This is a genomic window from Rhizobium sp. NZLR11 (assembly GCF_019685115.1).
Taxonomy (GTDB): Bacteria; Pseudomonadota; Alphaproteobacteria; order Rhizobiales; family Rhizobiaceae; genus Rhizobium.
The window spans coordinates 1-16667 of record NZ_JABDWD010000045.1 but is presented as its reverse complement, the minus strand read 5'-3'; the positions used below and the strand labels follow the sequence as shown (position 1 = coordinate 16667).

Genomic DNA, 16667 nt, shown 5'->3' with positions numbered 1-16667 from the left:
CTGCGGCCAGCGCTTTCTTCGCCCGCACGATCAAGAACAATGGCTGGCCTGAAAAGGTCGTCATCGATAAGAGCGGTGCCAACCTGGCAGGATTGCAAAACATCAACTGGCTACTGCTGTTGCAGGGTAAGCGCGATTTTCCATGCGCATTGACGGCTGCGGCACCGCTGAAGCGCACTCGTACCGGGAGAGGTATGCGGCTCTGTCAGGCCGCAGAGGTTTTGGAGAAGTTGAACGGTAGCAAGTCGCCGACGTCTGCCTCTTTGCCTCGCTGTGGCAACCCGGTGGGCACATGGCGCAGCCAAGTGAGTGGATCGATCTCTCCGCTGGGTTGGGCACACATATTACTGACCGGCGAATATCTCTGAAGGGAGCAAAGGCTTAGAGTGTCATTTCGCCCCCAGCCGGAACCGACCCCTTTCATCGGATCGACATGCGGTAGCAGTGCTCTATCATCCGTCCCCTAAGGTTAAGATCAATCCTGCCAGATCTATCGACGTAGCCCAGCCCCAGGGCGAGTATTCCCTGCCCGGCGACGTTGCCCGGGTTATGGCTGTAGTGAGCTACGGCCATTTCCTCTTCCTTCGTATAAGTGGCAGGGCCTTGCAGCAGAGAGACAATCGAGTCGCCTCGGGCATTTAGCAATCCGGCTTCGCTTGCCAATCCGAGTTGAACCAATTTGGCTTTCGTCTCTTTGAAGGTTGACGGCGTCGTCTTTTGAAAATGTTCAAGCACGGCCTTAACTTCTTCGTCGGTGAAATTGGCATGCTCCATGGAATGATCCTCTCAAAACAGGAAATCCGTAAAAACCTGTATGGAACCAGGGATATACCCGTGTCTCCTCCGAAAGCCAGACCCTGGCTGCCCAGCTCGAGGCACTCCAACAACGGACCTGTCGGCTTAGGCCGCAGAGGTTTTGGAGAGGTTGAACGGCAGCAGGTCGCCGATGTCGGCCGCTTCTTCGCGCTGCGGCAACTCAGTGAGCACGTGGCGCAGCCAGGTGAGCGGGTCGACGCCACAGGCGCGGCAGGTCAGCATCAAACTGTAGATCACGGCGCTGGCCTTGGCTCCGTCAACGGTATCACTGAACAGCCAACTTTTTCTGCCGGTAGCAAAGACCCTGATGTCACGCTCCAGAATGTTGTTATCGATCGGCATCCTGCCATCCGTGATATAGCGCGTCAGATAATCCCATTGGTTTAGAGTGTAGGACACGGCATCGCCGAGCTTGGTATCCGGCACGACCTTCGGCGCGATGTTGTCGAGCCACGACTTGAGCGCGTTCAGGACAGGCAAGCTGTGCTGTTGGCGAAAGCCGCGAATGCAGTCGGCCTTCGTCTCTCCGGCGTCTGGGGTTTTGCCTCTGGCCTGCTTTTCGATCCGGTAGAGCTGTTCGAAGAACCGGAGCGCCTGTTCCGGCGGTCCGCCCCCGCTCTTCCTCGTTTTGAGGGCCTCGACAAAGCGCCGCCGGGAATGGGCCATGCATCCGACATGGGTGGCACCATCCAATGTGCGCCAGGCTGTGTAACCGTCACTCATCAGTATGCCGCGGTAGTCACCGAGAAAGGTCTGGGGGTGAATCTGACCGCGGCCGGGCTGATAATCAAGCAGTACGATCGGCTCGCTACTGTCCTCGCCACTCCGGTATGCCCACATATACGATGTGCTTGTGGCTTCCTTGTCCTTTTCCTTTAGGACCTGAACGGTTGTCTCATCACCATGAATGAGAGGCTGCGACCGAAGCCGTAATCTCAGCGCATCATAGATGCGGTGAAGATGCCTCTCACTCGAGCCGATCACCCAGTGAGCGAGAGCGCCACGGCTGACCGGAACGCCGGCACGCTCGAATGTCTGAGCCACGCGGTAGAGCGGCGTGCCATCGACGTATTTGTGGACGAGCGCGAAGGCCACCGTCGAGGCGGTGGCGATGCTGCCCGGCAAGGGCTGCGTCGGCATCGGTGCAATCACGACGGGCGTATTGATCCCGGTGCGGTCGCAATGGCGGCAGGCATACTTGAACCGCACGTTCTGCACGACCTTTGCCTTGACCTCGATATGGAGTTGCTCGGTAACCGCCTTGCCCATGCGATGCATTTGGCCGTGGCAGCACGGGCAGGCCTTCTGATCGTCGGGAAGGTCATATTCGACACGCTCGCGCGGCAAATCTTCCGGCAAAGGTCTGCGGCCGCGCTTCTTTCCCGCCCCGCTCTCGACAGGCGGCAGGCCTGTTTCTGGAAGATCGACGACGTCGCCGTCGTCACTGTCATCTTCACCCGCCGCCTCTTCGGCTTCGTTGAAGATGCGATCGATGTGCTTTTCGCTACGTGGGGCAAACCGATGGAGCCTTGCGAGCGCCAGTTCTTCTTCCAGCTTGACGACCCGCTGCGAGAGGGCTTCCTTCTCGGCTTTGAGCGCAGCGATTTCGGCGGCGTTAGCTGCCAACTGCGCCATCAGCTCTGCAAGGCTCGGTTCGCCGGTTCGATTCATCGTAGTTTTGAATCTGAACCGCCCCTTTACGTCAACAGCTCAATTCGCCACCTTCAGCCAGCGATCTGATATTGCCGCACGGGATGGCGGATCATCGCATCGATATCGATCCCGTCGAGAATCCAGTGTAGTTGCTCGGTCGTCAGCGTGACCACCGGCACCTCTCGGCGCGGCCATCGGAACTTGTCTTCACTCAACCGCTTCAGGATCAGCACAAAGCCCGAGCGATCGAAGAATAACAGCTTCACGCGGTCACGCCTGCGATTACAAAAGGCAAAAACTGCCGGGGCAAACGGATCGAGCGCCATCGTCTCCTGGACCAGAACCGCAAGGCTGTTGATGCCGGCTCTGAAGTCGATCGGTTCGCGATGCAGATAGACTTGAAGATCAGCGCCCAGCTTGAACATGACCCAAGGCTCCGATTACGGCCGTCAATGCGTCCAGATCGCCGCATTCCAGCGTCAATCTCACACCATTCGGCAATGACGCGCTCACCTTCGCTGGAGGAGACAGCGGGCCGTTCCTCTCCACTTTTGGCGGCAGCTCTTCTCGATCCGTCGTAAGCGTCTCAATGTCAAACTTGCTGCTCGCGGCGGCGACCTGAACCGGAATAAAGACTGATGGCGAAGACGGCGGCAATGGATGGGCCTTGGTGTGTTTCCTGATCCATTTCCAAACGAGGTTCGCGTTGACCCCGTGTAGGCGCGCAAGTTTCGATACCGATGCGCCAGGTTCAAGGCAGGCCGCAACAAGGCGATCTTTCGAACGTTGATCGAAACGGCGTCTCCCATTCCGACCAACCAGCCGCACGGCAAGTTTTTGACATTCATCCATAACTTGGTGTCCACCTCTTTTAGGTGGACACCTCATGCCAAAGCTCACTCAATTACTGAAGGTGCGGAGAAAATCGCGCTTACGTTGCAGGGATGGTTCTGGCTGATCGAGATCCTGCAGGTCAAATACCTCAACAACATGATTGAGCAGGACCACCGGTTCATCAAGAAGCTGACCGGCCCGATGAAAGGCTTCAAATCCTTTCAGTCTGCGTCAGCGACACTGGATGGTATCGAAGTGGCGCACATGATCCGCAAGGGCCAATTTTCACCCAGTGGCCAATCGCCATTTCAGCAATTCGCTTCACTCGCTGCGTAGGTGTGTCCAGCGTCAGCTGGTTCTGCGACCTTGCTAAAAATTTGCGACAGAACCGGGCCGGGTATGGGTTGCCCTGCCGGTGGCCTCATTGAGGTGCCCCTCTTCAAAAAGACGACGACGGGCGATGTCTTTTTGAACGAGGTCAAAAATGGATCTCGGTTTGCGAAGAGGGCATTCAGCCCGCCTAGCGCCACCAGCCCTTCTTCCGGGTCAGAATCCCTCTGGCCCCGGCACTGTACTTGATGCTGTCGTCTGAAGCTCGGGTCAGCGTCACGGTCACGATGCCCCCCATGCTCCAGTCGACGAAGGTGTAGGTGAGCTTATCGCCGCTGATCGCGCCGTTGGTGAACTTGACCGTGTGACTTCCAGAGACCGTTTGGCCGGTTGCTCGGCTGCCTTTGACATCGATTGTCAGCTCAACGTTTTCTTTGGGAGCTACCGTGCCGGTCCAGCGTCCTTCAAAGAACCTGGGGTTCATCCGTTCCTTTTTGAGCGCGGGCTTCCTTTCTGCTGGCCTGGCTTTATCAACGTACGCCGTGCAGCTTTCGACCTTGAAACTGCGGCTGGCAATCGGTGCAGCACCCTTTATCGACTGCAGTAGTTTGTTTCCGTCTTTAACTACTGTCTGATGCGGTGCGTTTTCGAAGATGTAAGCAATCTTTGAGCAGCTTGGTGCCGAGCTGTGTATCGTCACGTCAGCTGTGTGCTGGGGCTTCGCGTCCTTCGCATTTTTGACCGTAATCATCCCCTGGCAGGTGCCAGCCACCTTCGTAAAGTCGCATTCGGCTGCGGATGCTTGAGTTCCATACCAGGCAGCAGCGCTGGTGATAACAACGCTCGACAGGAAAATGCGGTTCATGGTCTCGTCCCTCGATTGCTGGACCTATGGCAGGGGCATTCACGCAGCCGGGATGGTAGCAAAGTCGGGCTAGGTGGTCACTATCCCAGGGTCGTAGCATACAGGGCGCAACGGCCGGTCAGGGTTCCTGACAACCGCCGCTGTATGATCCGCGCACTTCATCCGACGGATTTAACGACTAACGAGAACTGCTGCGCAACCCCTCCATATATTCATTCTGCCAATATCGCCTGCACCCCAAAATAGCTCACTGCGGCCAGTAGCAGCAATCAGACCTTCGCCTCAGGCAAATGACGGGGAGGATAAGGTTCCGGGGTGGGGGCGCTTTTACAATCGCTGTAAAGGCCGGCGATACTCGACTCCACCGCGCAAGAGCATCTGTTGCTGGCTTGCAACATTGGGTTGATTTCATCTCGCGTCCATTCGCGATTCTTTGCTTAGAATGTGAGAATTTAGTAGAAGAAGATACATCGGTGAATCCTGTGGGGTGAATATGTTCGGCTGGATATTGCCTGTTCTGCAAGTGGGTCCGTTCAAAAAACAATATTTAGCCAGGGACCGAGATATGGCATTGCATTTGATGCTGCTTGGATCGGTTGCGGCGCTTGTCGCTGCACCTAGCTTCGCTGCCGACGCCATTGTTGCCGCCGAGCCAGAAGCGGTCGAGTATGTTCGCGTCTGCGACGCGTACGGCACTGGATACTTTTATATCCCCGGCACCAAAACCTGCCTCAAAATCGGTGGTTACCTGCGCTTTGAGGTTTACGGTGGGCCAGATGAAAAAGGCACCTCTGACTGGAACGCTCGCACGCGAGCGCATGTTCAGTTTACGTCGAAGAGCGACACTGAATATGGTCCACTAACCGGCGTTATCGTTATGCGCAACAACGGCGACAACGCATCAACCGGTACCATGCTTGACTCGGCTTACATCGACATTGCCGGGCTGCGTGGTGGGATGATGACTTGAGCGGCGAGCCAGACGTCCTGTCGAGCTTCGAGACGCTGCATAATTCCATCCGATACCAATACGAGACCGGCGATTTCTATGCTGGCATTAGCGCCGATGAGTTGGAAGATGGCTACTACAAGCTTGGCGAGCAATCAAACAACGTCGGTATCGCATTCGGGATCGGGGACAAGATCGGTAGTGTCAGTTATCAACTTACCGGTGGGTATGACACGGACAATGAAGAAGGCGCGATCCGCGGCATGATCTTCGCAGATCTTGGCCCTGGTACTTTGGGTCTGGCAGGTGTGTGGGCCTCTGGGCCGAACTCCTACTATGCCCAATCAGAATGGACTGTTGCCGCCGAATACGCTTAGAAAATTACAGACAAATGGTCAGTGACCCCTATGGGTCAATACTTCGGCAAATATGCCACCGACACAGACAATGGCGCTATTCCCGCATCATTCGATGGACTTGGCGATGCGTGGGAGGTCGGCGTTACCGTTGATTACCACATCGCTGAAAACCTCTATGCTAAGGGAACAGCCAAATATCTCGATGCGGAAGATGGTGAAGACGTGACAAGTGGCTTCTTCCGTTTGCAGCGCACATTCTAGCCGACGCTGCTCCTTGACTGGCCTGGAGAGCCATACGCAGGCCGACTTCTCAATTGCACAGACCTCTGCCTGGCACGGACAAGCGCGACATTGTCTAATGGGCGACCGTCAATTTCCGACGCTATAGTCGCAAATAAAAGCTGGCCAATAACAGGCGTTTAGTGGTGCTTAGGACCAAGAGTGGTTTCCCGGCGGACTTCGGGTCAGCGATCGTGATCACATCTGCAATAAACAGATTGAACAAAGTACCATCTGAAACGACTCAGGTGATTGTCGAAGCGATTGCTGATTTTTAGAACGTGCTTTCACAATTTGCCCAGGTCATGTGCCTGACCGGATGCTCGTAGTTCTTCCAGGGTCTTTCCGACACAACTGCCACCGCCCTTGCCGCCGACTGCCTTGGCGTGACCGTCGAGCGAGATCGTTCCGGCAATACTGTCGGAGGCCACATAAGTCGCCAGGCCATCTTCCGTCACCCTGGAAAGGTAGAAGGCGTGGACCGTGGTCTTGTATTTGCACTGAATGACGATGGGGAATTTTCCAAAAGGGTCGTCAGCTGCATGAACGGTCGAGACACTAACTGTTTGAAGGGCGGCGGCGACGATCATCGCAGCCACTGTTCCAAGGTGTTTCCCTATACGCCGCTGTGCTAGATGAGTCATCGCTAGAACCCCTGTTTGTTATTGTCTGACAGCGACGCGAGGCCGCTGACCGTAATTGCCGAACCTGACGTTGTCCCTGCTTACCTGCCTGCCTTCGCAGTAATGGCCTGGCTTATTTCAAATCGATATTCGTCGTTGCGAAGCGGCTTGATCGTGAGACGCATTGCCGCAATATTCTCGATCTGCAGGACGAGTTCGGCGCGCAGATCGTCAACGACATCGTAACAATCGTCGACATCAATGCTCGGCCCGACACGCCCTAGCCAGCTCGCATATGCCGCGCCGACGGTGCGCTTAATTCGAGCTTATCATTTCCGCGCTAGCGGATTCGACGGCGATCCCTGATCCCCGAAGTCCGCCCAGAAAACGGTCCTGGTCTTCTTTGCGCTGCAGGCGCAGGGAGACTTCCCGGCGAATGTTCTTCATCATCTCAGGCGCGTTAACGTTCAACCAGTCCCTTTCCTTTGTTGCTTCCGCGGACTTTCCTTCCGCGCCGAGGATCGACAGGAGTACCAGGCGGTGCATCGGGTTGTATTCCAGGTCGCACATGCGGGACCAAAGTTCAGCGGCTTGCAAATCACCCCTCGTGAAAGCGCACAGCGCCATTCCAACCTCGTAGTAGCCCTTGGGGCCGGCCCCTTGGTTCAGTGCCCTTGAAATGAGCTCGCAGCCTGATTGCCATTTTCCGGACATCGCCAGTCGCAGACCATACTCGCCTGCGACTTCCGCATCGTTCGAATTCTGCGCATAAGCGGCTGCCCCGGCCTTCAACGCCTTGTCAGTGTCGTTGTTGAAGAAGCTGACCAGCATCGTTGCCTGAAGCGCGCGCGTATCGTTTGGCGCAATCGAAGTTGCGCGCTCTGCTGCATCGGTTGCGAGTTCCATGGTTGCGGCCTCAGGTACCATGCCTAGTTTGTAGCGGAACCTCATCGCGTCAAGGTAAATCAGCGAAAGCAGCGCCCACGACCTGGCACTCTTTGGGGAACGCAGCGTCGCGCGCTGTAGACATTCACGGGCTGCGGTGTGGCTTTGCAGGTTCATTGCGCGGCGATAGCTGTAATATGCCGACGTGCAGTCATAGGCATCTGCGGCCGCGTTCACATCAGGCCGGGCTGCGTTGTCGTTGTCGGACAGGAAGACTGCGCCGTAGGGCTGGGCGACCGCGATCGCGATCTGCTGGCCGATGTCCGCCTGGATCTGCAGGATGCTCCTGACGCGAAGGTCCGCGTCGTAGTTGTTTGCCCAGACCACAGCGGCATCAGACCGACGCACGAGGCGCAGGATCGAGCGCAGTTTGTCGCCATCACGCTGAACGCTGGCCTGCAAACTGTAGCCCGCCGTGCCTTTGTAGTTCGCCTTGGACGGATCGACGACAACCACGAGGTCGTTGAATGTTGCGAGCTGACCGATAACTTCGTCCCTGAGGCCCTGAGCGATGTCGAATTCACGACCGTCAGGATCGTCAGTCTGAAACATATCGACGACGACCATGGGCCCCGATGAACCTGCCGGGCTATCGTGCAGTGTGAAAATGTCTGGCGTGGCCATGACATAGAAACCTGCCACGGACATTGTGACGAGAGCGCCGATCAACAGCGCAGCCATGGACAGCTTTTGACGGCCCCGGCCATTGCTCGATGGTAGCAGGTCGATGTGCCCCGTATGCTCCGACTGACCTGCAGAATGCGACCCCCGCGCATACTCGAAGCGCGGAACATAGCCGCCCTTCGGTATCGTGATCACGATCGCGTCCGACTGACCGGCGACCAGGTAGTAGCGCTCAAGGCCCCGGCGAATTCGACCGGCCTCTATTCTGACGACGGGATCGTTCTGGGCGTCGAAGGAATTTTGCCGACCGAAAATCTCGTTTGCGATCGTAAACGCCTTCAGGTACTGGGACCGCCCCTCCAAGGTCTCGGTCACGACGAACCGAAAGAACTTCCTGCCGCGCTCGGGCAAGTGAAAGTCGGCACTCGCTAGAACGCGCTCCATTTGCTGCAGGATGTCTTCGATCTTGGGTCCTTGCTCGCTCAACGGCTCGGCTTTTGCGGTGCTCATGATGCCCTCCACCCGATCACGCAATTATTCTTTTTAGATCACCCTAACGAACGATACCCTATAAATGAATGGTTTCAATAGCTTTGTTAGATGCAAGCTAAAGTAGTTGCGTTCGCATGACTGGCGACGTCGAGGCATTCGGTACAGGCAGCATTACCTTGCCGGAGGTGAATACCATCCGTATCAGTTCGGCACGATTACGCGCTTCCATCTTGGGCATGGCATTGGAGCGATGAACCTCGACCGTGCGTGAACTGATGCCGAGATTGAGGGTCGAGATGACCCGCTATATGGTCCACCACGGCGGCGACGTCGGGATGTCAACGTTTTTGCCGGCGCACATCTGGGCCTGATCGTAGCCGAGATGGAGATGGACAGCGAGAACGACCAGCCCTCGCTGCCGCTTTGGCTTGGCGAGGAGGCCACCAGTGACGATAGGTGATATTGCAATCATGCAACGGCCGTTGCCTAAACCCGCTGGCTTGGAAATATGATACGCGGCGAGTGAGGTAAGATACGGGTGTTACGCTTGCCGGTCTCGGAGCCGTCGCCTAGGGGATGGATGTTTATCAATGGACGTGTGGAAATTGCCCACCATCAGGGCCGACACGCGCAAGAGAAGTTGTCGCCGGAAGAATGTTTCGGCGAATGATGCCCAACAATGCCCAAACCACAGGGACCGACGTCGTATTGTTGCTACTGGTTAAGCCGCGACTGCGAGCCTGCCGCTTCCGCCTCAACTGCGTTCTTATAGATCCGAGGATTTCATGATTAAACCATCGATCAGAAGGCGGATCGTTTCGATCGTGGTGGGACTGACGATCCTCATGGTTGCGACTTCGGTGCTCTCGATGGTGATGGTCGGGCGGGTAGGGCGCCTGCTTGACGAACTGAAGGCGAGATATAATCCCGTCAACGCTCATCTGACACGGATCGAGACTCTCTCGCTTGAACGAGCACTGACGCTCCGACGTCTCGTTATCGCGAAGCTGCAGCACCCGCCCGATGAGGAAGCTTTTACGGCCCGCAAGCAATTGTTCGAAGCCAAGGCCGCGGAGGTTGACCAGGAAGCGCAATCTGCCCGCCAACTGATCAACGAAATGATAGCAGACCCGCGTGTCGCCTCTGACAAGGTGGGGTTGGCGCGCATCGAAAGCCGCATTGAAGGCCTGATGAGCGACGGGCGGCTTCTCCTGACCCAAGCTAACGACGCTCTATTTGCTGCGCTTGATTCACGGGACTTTGCGGAAGTGGCAACCCTTCTCACCCGCGTCGATCTTCTGCGTGACGAGCTGTCTCAAAGGATCGACGCGTTGCGGGAGGCAATGGCCGGAGAGAGTGATCGCGCTATCGAAACGATAAAGGCTCAGCAGTCCGAGGCGGTGGTCATTTCTGCCATCGCGACGGTTCTCGCAGCTCTCGTAGGATTGATATTCGCCAATCTTGTGAGCGGAGGTATCGTTCGGTCGGTGCGCAAGTTGCTCGATGGAACGAAGGCCATCGAGGCCGGCCATCTCGATCAGTCGATCGATGTAACAACGCGGGACGAGATTGGCGAGCTGAGCGCCGCATTCAACCGTATGATCGTGCAGTTGCGCGTCAACCGGCGGGTCAAAGAAACATTCGGCAAATACATTGATCCTCGGGTCGTCGAAGGGCTCATCGATCAGCCGAACATAACGGCAGCGGAAGGCCAGCGTCGGTTGATGACGGTTATGTTCTGCGACCTGAAGGGTTTCACTACCTTGAGTGAAGGCTTGGTGCCCCAGGGCTTGGTGCGGGTGATGAATCGATACTTTTCGCTGATGTCTGAGCCGATCCGAGCCAACGGCGGCATCATCGACAAGTACGTCGGTGACGGCATCATGGCATATTGGGGTCCTCCGTTCGTTGGGGAGGCTGATCACTCCCGTCTGGCATGCCTCGCCTCGCTGGAGATGATTGGGCGCATCGACACGCTTCGCCGGGAAATTCCGGAGATTTTGGGTGTCAGGGATACTCCAATGGAAAACTGCGATCTCAAAATAGGCGTCGCCACAGGCGAGGCACTGGTCGGAAGTATCGGCTCCGAAATCATGATGAGCTACACGGTAATGGGCGACGTTGTTAATCTCGCCTCTCGCCTGGAGGGTGCCAACAGGTTGTACGGAACCCGGAACCTCGTCTCCGGAAAGACAGTTGCCGTAGCGAGCCAAACTCTTGAGGTTCGAGAAATCGACAGCATCGTCGTCGAAGGCCAGACACGTGCGGAGGCGATATTTGAGATCCTCGGACGCCGTGGCGAAGTTACGACCGAACGACTGGCATCGCGTGATTTCTATGAGATGGGTTTGGCGGCTTACCGCGAACGTCGCTGGGAGGACGCGGAATCTGCTTTCAAATCATCGCTGGCGTTGATCCCGGACGACGGACCATCGCTCACTCTACTAACCCGCGTTGAGGGAATGGAAACGGCACACCTTTCTGTGGACTGGGACGGTTCGTGGCGTATCGCAAAATAGCATTGGTGCAACTGGCGTTCGCGATGATGTGGGGCAGAGAATGACGGTAGTCCTTCCGGACGCGTGCCTCCGTCGTGTAATGTTTGTCGTACTTTCTTACCGCCACGAGCAACGTCATACTCGGATCGACAAGCCGGCTAGTGAGGGATTAAATTTCACACGGGCTAAAATGAAGTTCCCGATCGCACTCACTTGTTGCTAATGGTCGTGCACAGCTATCAAATGATCTGCGGCCGCCAAGAGGCACGGTTGCGAGCCTATGCCCACACGTGCCAGTATCGCAGTTCGCGAAGAGAAACCGGTCATAACGTCTCTTCTCCAGTTGATCAAGCTCGCAGAAAGGAATTCAGATGGCTCAAGCTCTTCACCCCGCAACTGTCGACCATTTGCCGGGGTTCATCACGGAGCCTGGACAGACCGACTATCTGTTCGTGGGAGTTGTCATCTTCCTAGTCCTCTTAGTCTTGATCATAGGCAATCTTTATTTCCAGCTCCACGCGGTTCCGGAGCGGATGGCACATCGAACAAGCAAGGTGCAGATGGAGATTGTGGCTGTATTGGCACTTATTTCGCTCTTTACGCATAATCATCTTTTCTGGATCGCGGGCCTACTGCTGGCCTTCGTGCACATCCCGGACTTTTCCACTCCGCTGTATTCCATTGCGCAATCATTGGGCAAACTCTCCGGCCGCGACGCTGCAACAAGCGACGACCCGGCGCTGCTTCTCAATGAAGCCCAGAAGCTGGAAGTGGAAAACCCAGTTAGCGGAAATCATGGCGGGGACAACTGACTATGTTCGAACTAATACTTTGCTCCCTTCTGACCGTCTTCCCTGACTACCTCTATCGACGTTATGTTCAGGGAAAACGTATCGGCCATGAAATCAATCTTTACACTATGTGGTATGAATTGCGGTGGGGCATATCGGCATGTCTGATGCTCACCATTTCTCTCATCACGATGATCTTTTATTTTCATCCCTCGACCAAAAGTGTCACAGCTGTGTTCCGTACAGTGACTATCTTGCCTCAAACGGTAGGGCGGGTTGACGAAGTCTTTGTTGGTGTCAACGAAAAGGTTGACGCCGGTGCACCTCTCTTCCGGCTGGACGACGCGGAGCAGAAAGCAGCTGTTGAAACGGCACGCCGAAAGATTGCAGAACTTGAGGCTGAAGCCAAAGTGACCGCGACGGAGCTGGCGACAGCAGACGGACAAATCCAAGAGGCGCAGGGTGCGCTCCAAGTGGCGGTCGATGAGTATGAGCTGAAGGCCCAACTTCTAACACGGGATGCCGTTGCTAAGCGCGAAGTCGATCGTCTTGCCAATACGGTCGAGAGCCGCAAGGGTTCGTTGAGTGCCGCCGTCGCCAAAAAAGAGACATTAAGGGTGAAGATCGAGGTCTTGTTGCCATCACAAAAGGCAAGTGCCGAAGCAGCACTCGCGCAGGCACAAGTAGAGTTGGATAAGACATTGGTGCGCGCCGGCATCGCGGGTACTGTACAACAGTTCACGCTCCGGAAGGGGGATGTCGTCAATACCATGATCCGGCCGGCTGGGATCCTCGTGCCGACAGAAGCGGGCCGTGGGACGTTGGTTGCTGGCTTTGGACAGATCGAAGCGCAGGTGATGAAACGTGGTATGATCGCGGAAGCCACTTGCATCGGGAAGCCCTTCACTATTATCCCGCTTGTCGTGACTGACGTGCAGGACGTTATCGCGGCTGGCCAGCTTCGTCCGACCGATCAACTGGTCGACATTCAACAATTGGACCAACCAGGAACTCTGACGGTCTTTCTTCAACCTCTATTTGAAGGAGGGCTGGACGATATCCCGCCGGGCAGCAGCTGTATCGCCAATGCATATACCAACAATCACGAAGCGCTGGCCGACAAGAATATCAGCAGTTCGAAATGGCTGTTCCTGCATGTAGTGGATGCCGTGGGACTTGTGCACGCTATGATCCTACGCATGCAGGCGCTGCTGCTCCCGGTTCAAACTTTGGTCTTTGCGGGCCACTGAGTTCAGATTGCTCCCTGCTGACCTTTGCTTGGCGGGGAGCTTTCACCGAAGTGTTTTAAATCGGCTCCGAGATGCTCCACGCTAATAGTTCCCTGACGAGTGACGTTGAAAAGAATCTCAGGTTCGTGTCTGGATTTTTCATCGATTGGTGACAGTGTCCTTAAGAATGCCGCTCAGTTCGTCGGCTTCGCTCGGCAGGTGTTGCCTGGTCGTCTGATCAACAACCGATTCCGGTAGGGCGATTCCAAGTCCAATAATCCCGCCAACGGACATCCCGATATCTGTCGATTTTCTGAAGATCCTGTCGCCAACGCCTTCATTCCAGTCATCAATAGTCTGGCCTTCTTCCAGTCGTCCGCCAATTAGCCTAACCAGTTCGGGGCTGGTTGCGAACTTCCCGTGATTGAGGCTATCATTGCTCCCATGTTTGGTTAAATCGATAACGGTGATGTCGTGTGCTGCAAGCTGCGTCTTGTAAGGTTCCGCTGTTGGATCGATCGCGCCCAGTCTCGCCGTGCTGCCCCAGAGTCTTCGCGAAAGCGCAAGCGCGCGATCGTCCCGCGAAACTAGCAAAGTGAATTTTGGTCTTGGGCTGCCCATGTCATCGATTTCATTCGCGAATACGTCCACGTCAACATCCGGCGCGGCCAGCATGACGTCCTTAATCTTCAGCGGTAGCTGGTGATCGCGAATCGCCATTTGACGGAGGGTTTCTAACGTCAACCAGTTGCCCATTGAATGGGCAAGGATCGTTATCTCAGCGACGTTTTCATCCTTTGCCAGTAGATTGAGTACCTGCTCCAAACCGTCACGCGAAAAATTGGTGCTTTCACGATCGTAGCCATAGGCGAAAATGCTGCCGCGGGAGGGCCATGTGAACAACACCGGCACGAGCGGTGTGCCAGCGTCGTGGACAAACTGCGCTGAGCGAAATACGGCATCGTCGAAGCGGTTATTGAACCCGTGCACGAACACCAGAACGCGTCGTTTCGGCGTTAGAGCGGTATCGGACCGAACCCATTGCCGAGCGCCCTCGAGATCCAGTCTCTCTGCCTTTACTGTTACGAAATCAGTGGCGGGGTTGCCGGGCGTCTTTTGGGGCCATTCGACATCGCCGCTTTTGTGGGCTTCGCCCGGTGGGATGGAGACCACAACATTAGCAAAGCTCAATGCCCTGCCGCGCTCACCCGAGAACATTTCACCTGAGGCATCTGTCTTACGGGTCGTGGCCACCAACAGGTCGACTTTGGAGGTGCTGGGAATTTTTTCTGATATCGGAAGCAAAACATGTTCGGGTCGTCCTGCACATGCCGCCATTATGGCAAGCAAAGAGCAAGATAAAAGCACTTGACCAAACCTAATCTGCATTATCGATACTCACAGCCGAGTGAAACTGTTAAATGAGAAGTTAATCAACGCAAGAGTTTGATAATAATGCAGAAACATGCTTATCGCTTTGGTGTCATTACCGATCCGAAACGCTTCTTGCATAGGTGTTATAGGTACAAGCCTCGGTTTTGGTTGCCTTGTGGCATTTCCCTTACGATCGCGGGCTAGTTGATCAAGAGCACCAAACCGGCGGCTCCACACACGGCGATGTCTGGATCCTATACTATCAGTAAGCATGGGCGGATGGAAATATCCGTCACGTTTTCGTTCTGGGAAGTGTCGTTCGGGACTGCGCGAAGCTGCTGTTGCGAAAATGGCCGCTCTTAAAACTGATCGGGCGGTTCAAGACTACGTTGACAGCCCCGCTTCGACGAATGGTAGAATGGGGCGCAACGCGAAGCGTTGCGCGGTCAAACTAACCGATACTTTTGATCGCCGACCGGCCGGAGGAATCATGGACACCCCACCAATCATCAGCGACTATGCTGATGCGATCCAAACCTCCTTGGCCCCGGTATTTCTGCTTGCTGGTACCGCCGCGTTTGTGAGTATCTACTGTATCCGCCTCGGGCGGGTCTCCGACCGAGTTAACGAGATCGCGGACAAACAATCATCAGGTGAGAAGTCACGACAACAGCTTATCTACCTGCAGACACGAACACTGGCTCTTGAACTGGCGGTTATCCTTGGCGTTGTAGCGGGAATCTGCACCTGCGCGGCAATTTTGAACCTGCTTTCTGGCGCACTCGCGATCCGTCTTCGGCCTGAAAACTTGTCGTGGTTCTTTGGTGGTGCCATCGTCTCGCTGATGCTTTCGCTAGTCTCGTTCCTATTTGAACTCTTGGCCGCTGGTCGGAGCATGATTCTGCAAATCCGTAGAGACCGTAACGGGCAAAACAGAACGCAGGCATGAAGGTAGGCTCGAGGCGCGGCATCCCTGCGGTCGGCGCCGCGCCCTGATCATCACCGGAATTGCTGACGTCGATCGAGTGAAGGGCCCGCTTCGTGTTATGCAAATGCTGATGCTGCTTGTGCCCTAGTCCTCCGAGGCGAGTTCCTTAAGAGCTGGCTCGGGAAATCTGCACAGCTAGGATAAGTGGAATTTCTGCCTGACTTCGGCTTAGATGCCGGGAACAGGAGAGACCATCACGAGACGACCGCGCCGGAACCACAGCCCGGCTTTCAAGGCAAAGGTGGCGCTCGCCGCCATCCGAGGTGAGCAGACGCTGGTGGAATTGTCCCAGCAGTTTGACGTGCACGCCAACCAGATCAAGCAGTGGAAAGACCAGCTCCTTGAGGGGGCGACAGGCGTTTTCGGTGATGAAGCGAAGGCGGAACCGGCGGGTCCAACCGTCGATGTCAAAACATTGCACGCCAAGATCGGCGAACCGACACTGGAGAACGATTTTTTATCCGGTGCGCTCGGCAAGGCGGGATTGCTGGGCGGAAAGAAATGATCGACCGCACGGCATAAGCTATCCGTCGTGCGCCAGGCGAAGCTACTCGGCTTCAGCCGTGGCAGTGTCTATTATCTGCCTCGTCCAGTGCCAGACGGCGATCTTGCCCTGATGCGCCGTATCGACGAACTGCATCTCGACTACCCTTTTGCCGGAAGTCGGATGTTGCAAGGGCTCTTGAGAGGAGAAGGGCTGGAAGCTGGGCGGCTGCACGTCGCCACGCTGATGAAAAAGATGGGCATCGAGGCGATCTATCGTCGCCCTAACACATCCAAACCAGCGCCAGGTCACAAAATCCATCCCTACCTCCTGCGAAAGCTGACGGTCACCCGGCCCAACCAAGTCTGGGCAATGGACATAACCTACGTTCCGATGGCTCGCGGTTTTGGGTTCTGTCGCAAATTTTTAGCAAGGTCGCAGAACCAGCTGACGCTGGACACACCTACGCAGCGAGTGAAGCGAATTGCTGAAATGGCGATTGGCCACTGGGTGAAAATTGGCCCTTGCGGATCA

The 16667-nt window shown here is 55.8% G+C and carries 13 protein-coding genes and 4 pseudogenes; 8 read left to right on the top strand and 9 right to left on the bottom strand.

The annotated features are described in order from the left end of the window. Positions 1 to 368, top strand: a pseudogene (locus HJB83_RS34520) (DDE-type integrase/transposase/recombinase); the annotation flags it as partial. A gap of 52 nt (positions 369 to 420) precedes the next feature. Here the strand turns inward: HJB83_RS34520 and HJB83_RS33645 are convergent. From HJB83_RS33645 to tnpA, 4 genes are all read right to left on the bottom strand, one after another. Continuing rightward, positions 421 to 774: a hypothetical protein gene (locus HJB83_RS33645; protein WP_221159855.1), complete on the bottom strand. Its 354-nt coding sequence runs from the start codon at positions 772 to 774 to the stop codon at positions 421 to 423. A 126-nt stretch (positions 775 to 900) separates the two neighbouring features. After that, positions 901 to 2487, bottom strand: a complete 1587-nt coding sequence (tnpC, locus tag HJB83_RS33640) for an IS66 family transposase (protein WP_221159854.1) — start codon at positions 2485 to 2487, stop codon at positions 901 to 903. 53 nt (positions 2488 to 2540) lie between these two features. Further along, positions 2541 to 2894: an IS66 family insertion sequence element accessory protein TnpB gene (gene tnpB / locus HJB83_RS33635; RefSeq protein WP_221159853.1), complete on the bottom strand. Its 354-nt coding sequence runs from the start codon at positions 2892 to 2894 to the stop codon at positions 2541 to 2543. Continuing rightward, positions 2875 to 3321 carry an IS66-like element accessory protein TnpA gene (gene tnpA / locus HJB83_RS33630; RefSeq protein WP_221132012.1) on the bottom strand — a complete coding sequence of 149 codons (447 nt, stop codon included), beginning with the start codon at positions 3319 to 3321 and terminating at the stop codon, positions 2875 to 2877. The genes tnpB and tnpA overlap by 20 nt, the downstream gene beginning before the upstream one ends. Before the next feature lie 105 nt (positions 3322 to 3426). Between tnpA and HJB83_RS33625 the strand changes: the two are divergent. Then, a pseudogene (locus HJB83_RS33625) lies at positions 3427 to 3639 on the top strand (DDE-type integrase/transposase/recombinase); the annotation flags it as partial. A 184-nt stretch (positions 3640 to 3823) separates the two neighbouring features. Here HJB83_RS33625 and HJB83_RS33620 read toward each other — a convergent pair. Beyond that, positions 3824 to 4498, bottom strand: a complete 675-nt coding sequence (locus HJB83_RS33620; protein WP_207586088.1) for a hypothetical protein — start codon at positions 4496 to 4498, stop codon at positions 3824 to 3826. Between the two features lie 565 nt (positions 4499 to 5063). Between HJB83_RS33620 and HJB83_RS33615 the strand changes: the two are divergent. Then, positions 5064 to 6067: pseudogene (locus HJB83_RS33615) on the top strand (porin). 305 nt (positions 6068 to 6372) lie between these two features. On the opposite strand, the gene HJB83_RS33610 reads toward HJB83_RS33615, so the two are convergent. The 3 genes from HJB83_RS33610 to HJB83_RS33600 all read right to left on the bottom strand — a co-directional run bounded on the left by HJB83_RS33610 (position 6373) and on the right by HJB83_RS33600 (position 9046). Then, complete coding sequence (locus HJB83_RS33610; protein WP_246762924.1) at positions 6373 to 6675, bottom strand: hypothetical protein; 303 nt, start codon at positions 6673 to 6675, stop codon at positions 6373 to 6375. Between the two features lie 348 nt (positions 6676 to 7023). Next, the gene (locus HJB83_RS33605) at positions 7024 to 8787 is read right to left on the bottom strand and encodes a hypothetical protein (protein WP_221159852.1); all 1764 of its coding nucleotides are present in this window, start codon (positions 8785 to 8787) and stop codon (positions 7024 to 7026) included. 97 nt (positions 8788 to 8884) lie between these two features. Beyond that, complete coding sequence (locus HJB83_RS33600) at positions 8885 to 9046, bottom strand: LuxR C-terminal-related transcriptional regulator (protein ID WP_409079520.1); 162 nt, start codon at positions 9044 to 9046, stop codon at positions 8885 to 8887. Between the two features lie 508 nt (positions 9047 to 9554). On the opposite strand from HJB83_RS33600, the gene HJB83_RS33595 reads away from it, so the two are divergent. From HJB83_RS33595 to HJB83_RS33585, 3 genes are all read left to right on the top strand, one after another. Continuing rightward, the gene (locus HJB83_RS33595) at positions 9555 to 11288 is read left to right on the top strand and encodes an adenylate/guanylate cyclase domain-containing protein (RefSeq protein WP_221159851.1); all 1734 of its coding nucleotides are present in this window, start codon (positions 9555 to 9557) and stop codon (positions 11286 to 11288) included. A gap of 350 nt (positions 11289 to 11638) precedes the next feature. After that, entirely contained in the window at positions 11639 to 12079 is a 441-nt protein-coding gene (locus HJB83_RS33590; protein ID WP_207586092.1) for a hypothetical protein, read from the top strand. 2 nt (positions 12080 to 12081) lie between these two features. After that, positions 12082 to 13308 carry an HlyD family secretion protein gene (locus tag HJB83_RS33585; RefSeq protein ID WP_207586093.1) on the top strand — a complete coding sequence of 409 codons (1227 nt, stop codon included), beginning with the start codon at positions 12082 to 12084 and terminating at the stop codon, positions 13306 to 13308. A 138-nt stretch (positions 13309 to 13446) separates the two neighbouring features. Here the strand turns inward: HJB83_RS33585 and HJB83_RS33580 are convergent, their stop codons facing one another. Then, positions 13447 to 14676 (bottom strand): alpha/beta hydrolase, encoded by a 1230-nt coding sequence (locus HJB83_RS33580; protein ID WP_207586094.1) that lies wholly within the window; start codon positions 14674 to 14676, stop codon positions 13447 to 13449. A 475-nt stretch (positions 14677 to 15151) separates the two neighbouring features. On the opposite strand from HJB83_RS33580, the gene HJB83_RS33575 reads away from it, so the two are divergent. Beyond that, a complete protein-coding gene (locus tag HJB83_RS33575; protein WP_207586095.1) occupies positions 15152 to 15610 on the top strand; it encodes a DUF2721 domain-containing protein in 459 nt (152 codons plus the stop codon). 211 nt (positions 15611 to 15821) lie between these two features. Next, positions 15822 to 16541, top strand: a pseudogene (locus HJB83_RS33570) (IS3 family transposase); the annotation flags it as partial. Positions 16542 to 16667 lie beyond the last annotated feature (126 nt).

What these genes read in the sequence shown, in the direction of transcription:
- HJB83_RS33580 (WP_207586094.1), bottom strand. Translation starts at nt 14,676, where the DNA reads ATGCAGATTAGGTTTGGTCAAGTGCTTTTATCTTGCTCTTTGCTTGCC.
- HJB83_RS33610 (WP_246762924.1), bottom strand. Translation starts at nt 6,675, where the DNA reads ATGATCGTCGCCGCCGCCCTTCAAACAGTTAGTGTCTCGACCGTTCAT.
- HJB83_RS33645 (WP_221159855.1), bottom strand. Translation starts at nt 774, where the DNA reads ATGGAGCATGCCAATTTCACCGACGAAGAAGTTAAGGCCGTGCTTGAA.
- HJB83_RS33575 (WP_207586095.1), top strand. Translation starts at nt 15,152, where the DNA reads ATGGACACCCCACCAATCATCAGCGACTATGCTGATGCGATCCAAACC.
- HJB83_RS33590 (WP_207586092.1), top strand. Translation starts at nt 11,639, where the DNA reads ATGGCTCAAGCTCTTCACCCCGCAACTGTCGACCATTTGCCGGGGTTC.
- tnpB (WP_221159853.1), bottom strand. Translation starts at nt 2,894, where the DNA reads ATGTTCAAGCTGGGCGCTGATCTTCAAGTCTATCTGCATCGCGAACCG.
- HJB83_RS33595 (WP_221159851.1), top strand. Translation starts at nt 9,555, where the DNA reads ATGATTAAACCATCGATCAGAAGGCGGATCGTTTCGATCGTGGTGGGA.
- HJB83_RS33585 (WP_207586093.1), top strand. Translation starts at nt 12,082, where the DNA reads ATGTTCGAACTAATACTTTGCTCCCTTCTGACCGTCTTCCCTGACTAC.
- HJB83_RS33620 (WP_207586088.1), bottom strand. Translation starts at nt 4,498, where the DNA reads ATGAACCGCATTTTCCTGTCGAGCGTTGTTATCACCAGCGCTGCTGCC.
- HJB83_RS33605 (WP_221159852.1), bottom strand. Translation starts at nt 8,787, where the DNA reads ATGAGCACCGCAAAAGCCGAGCCGTTGAGCGAGCAAGGACCCAAGATC.
- tnpC (WP_221159854.1), bottom strand. Translation starts at nt 2,487, where the DNA reads ATGAATCGAACCGGCGAACCGAGCCTTGCAGAGCTGATGGCGCAGTTG.
- tnpA (WP_221132012.1), bottom strand. Translation starts at nt 3,321, where the DNA reads ATGGATGAATGTCAAAAACTTGCCGTGCGGCTGGTTGGTCGGAATGGG.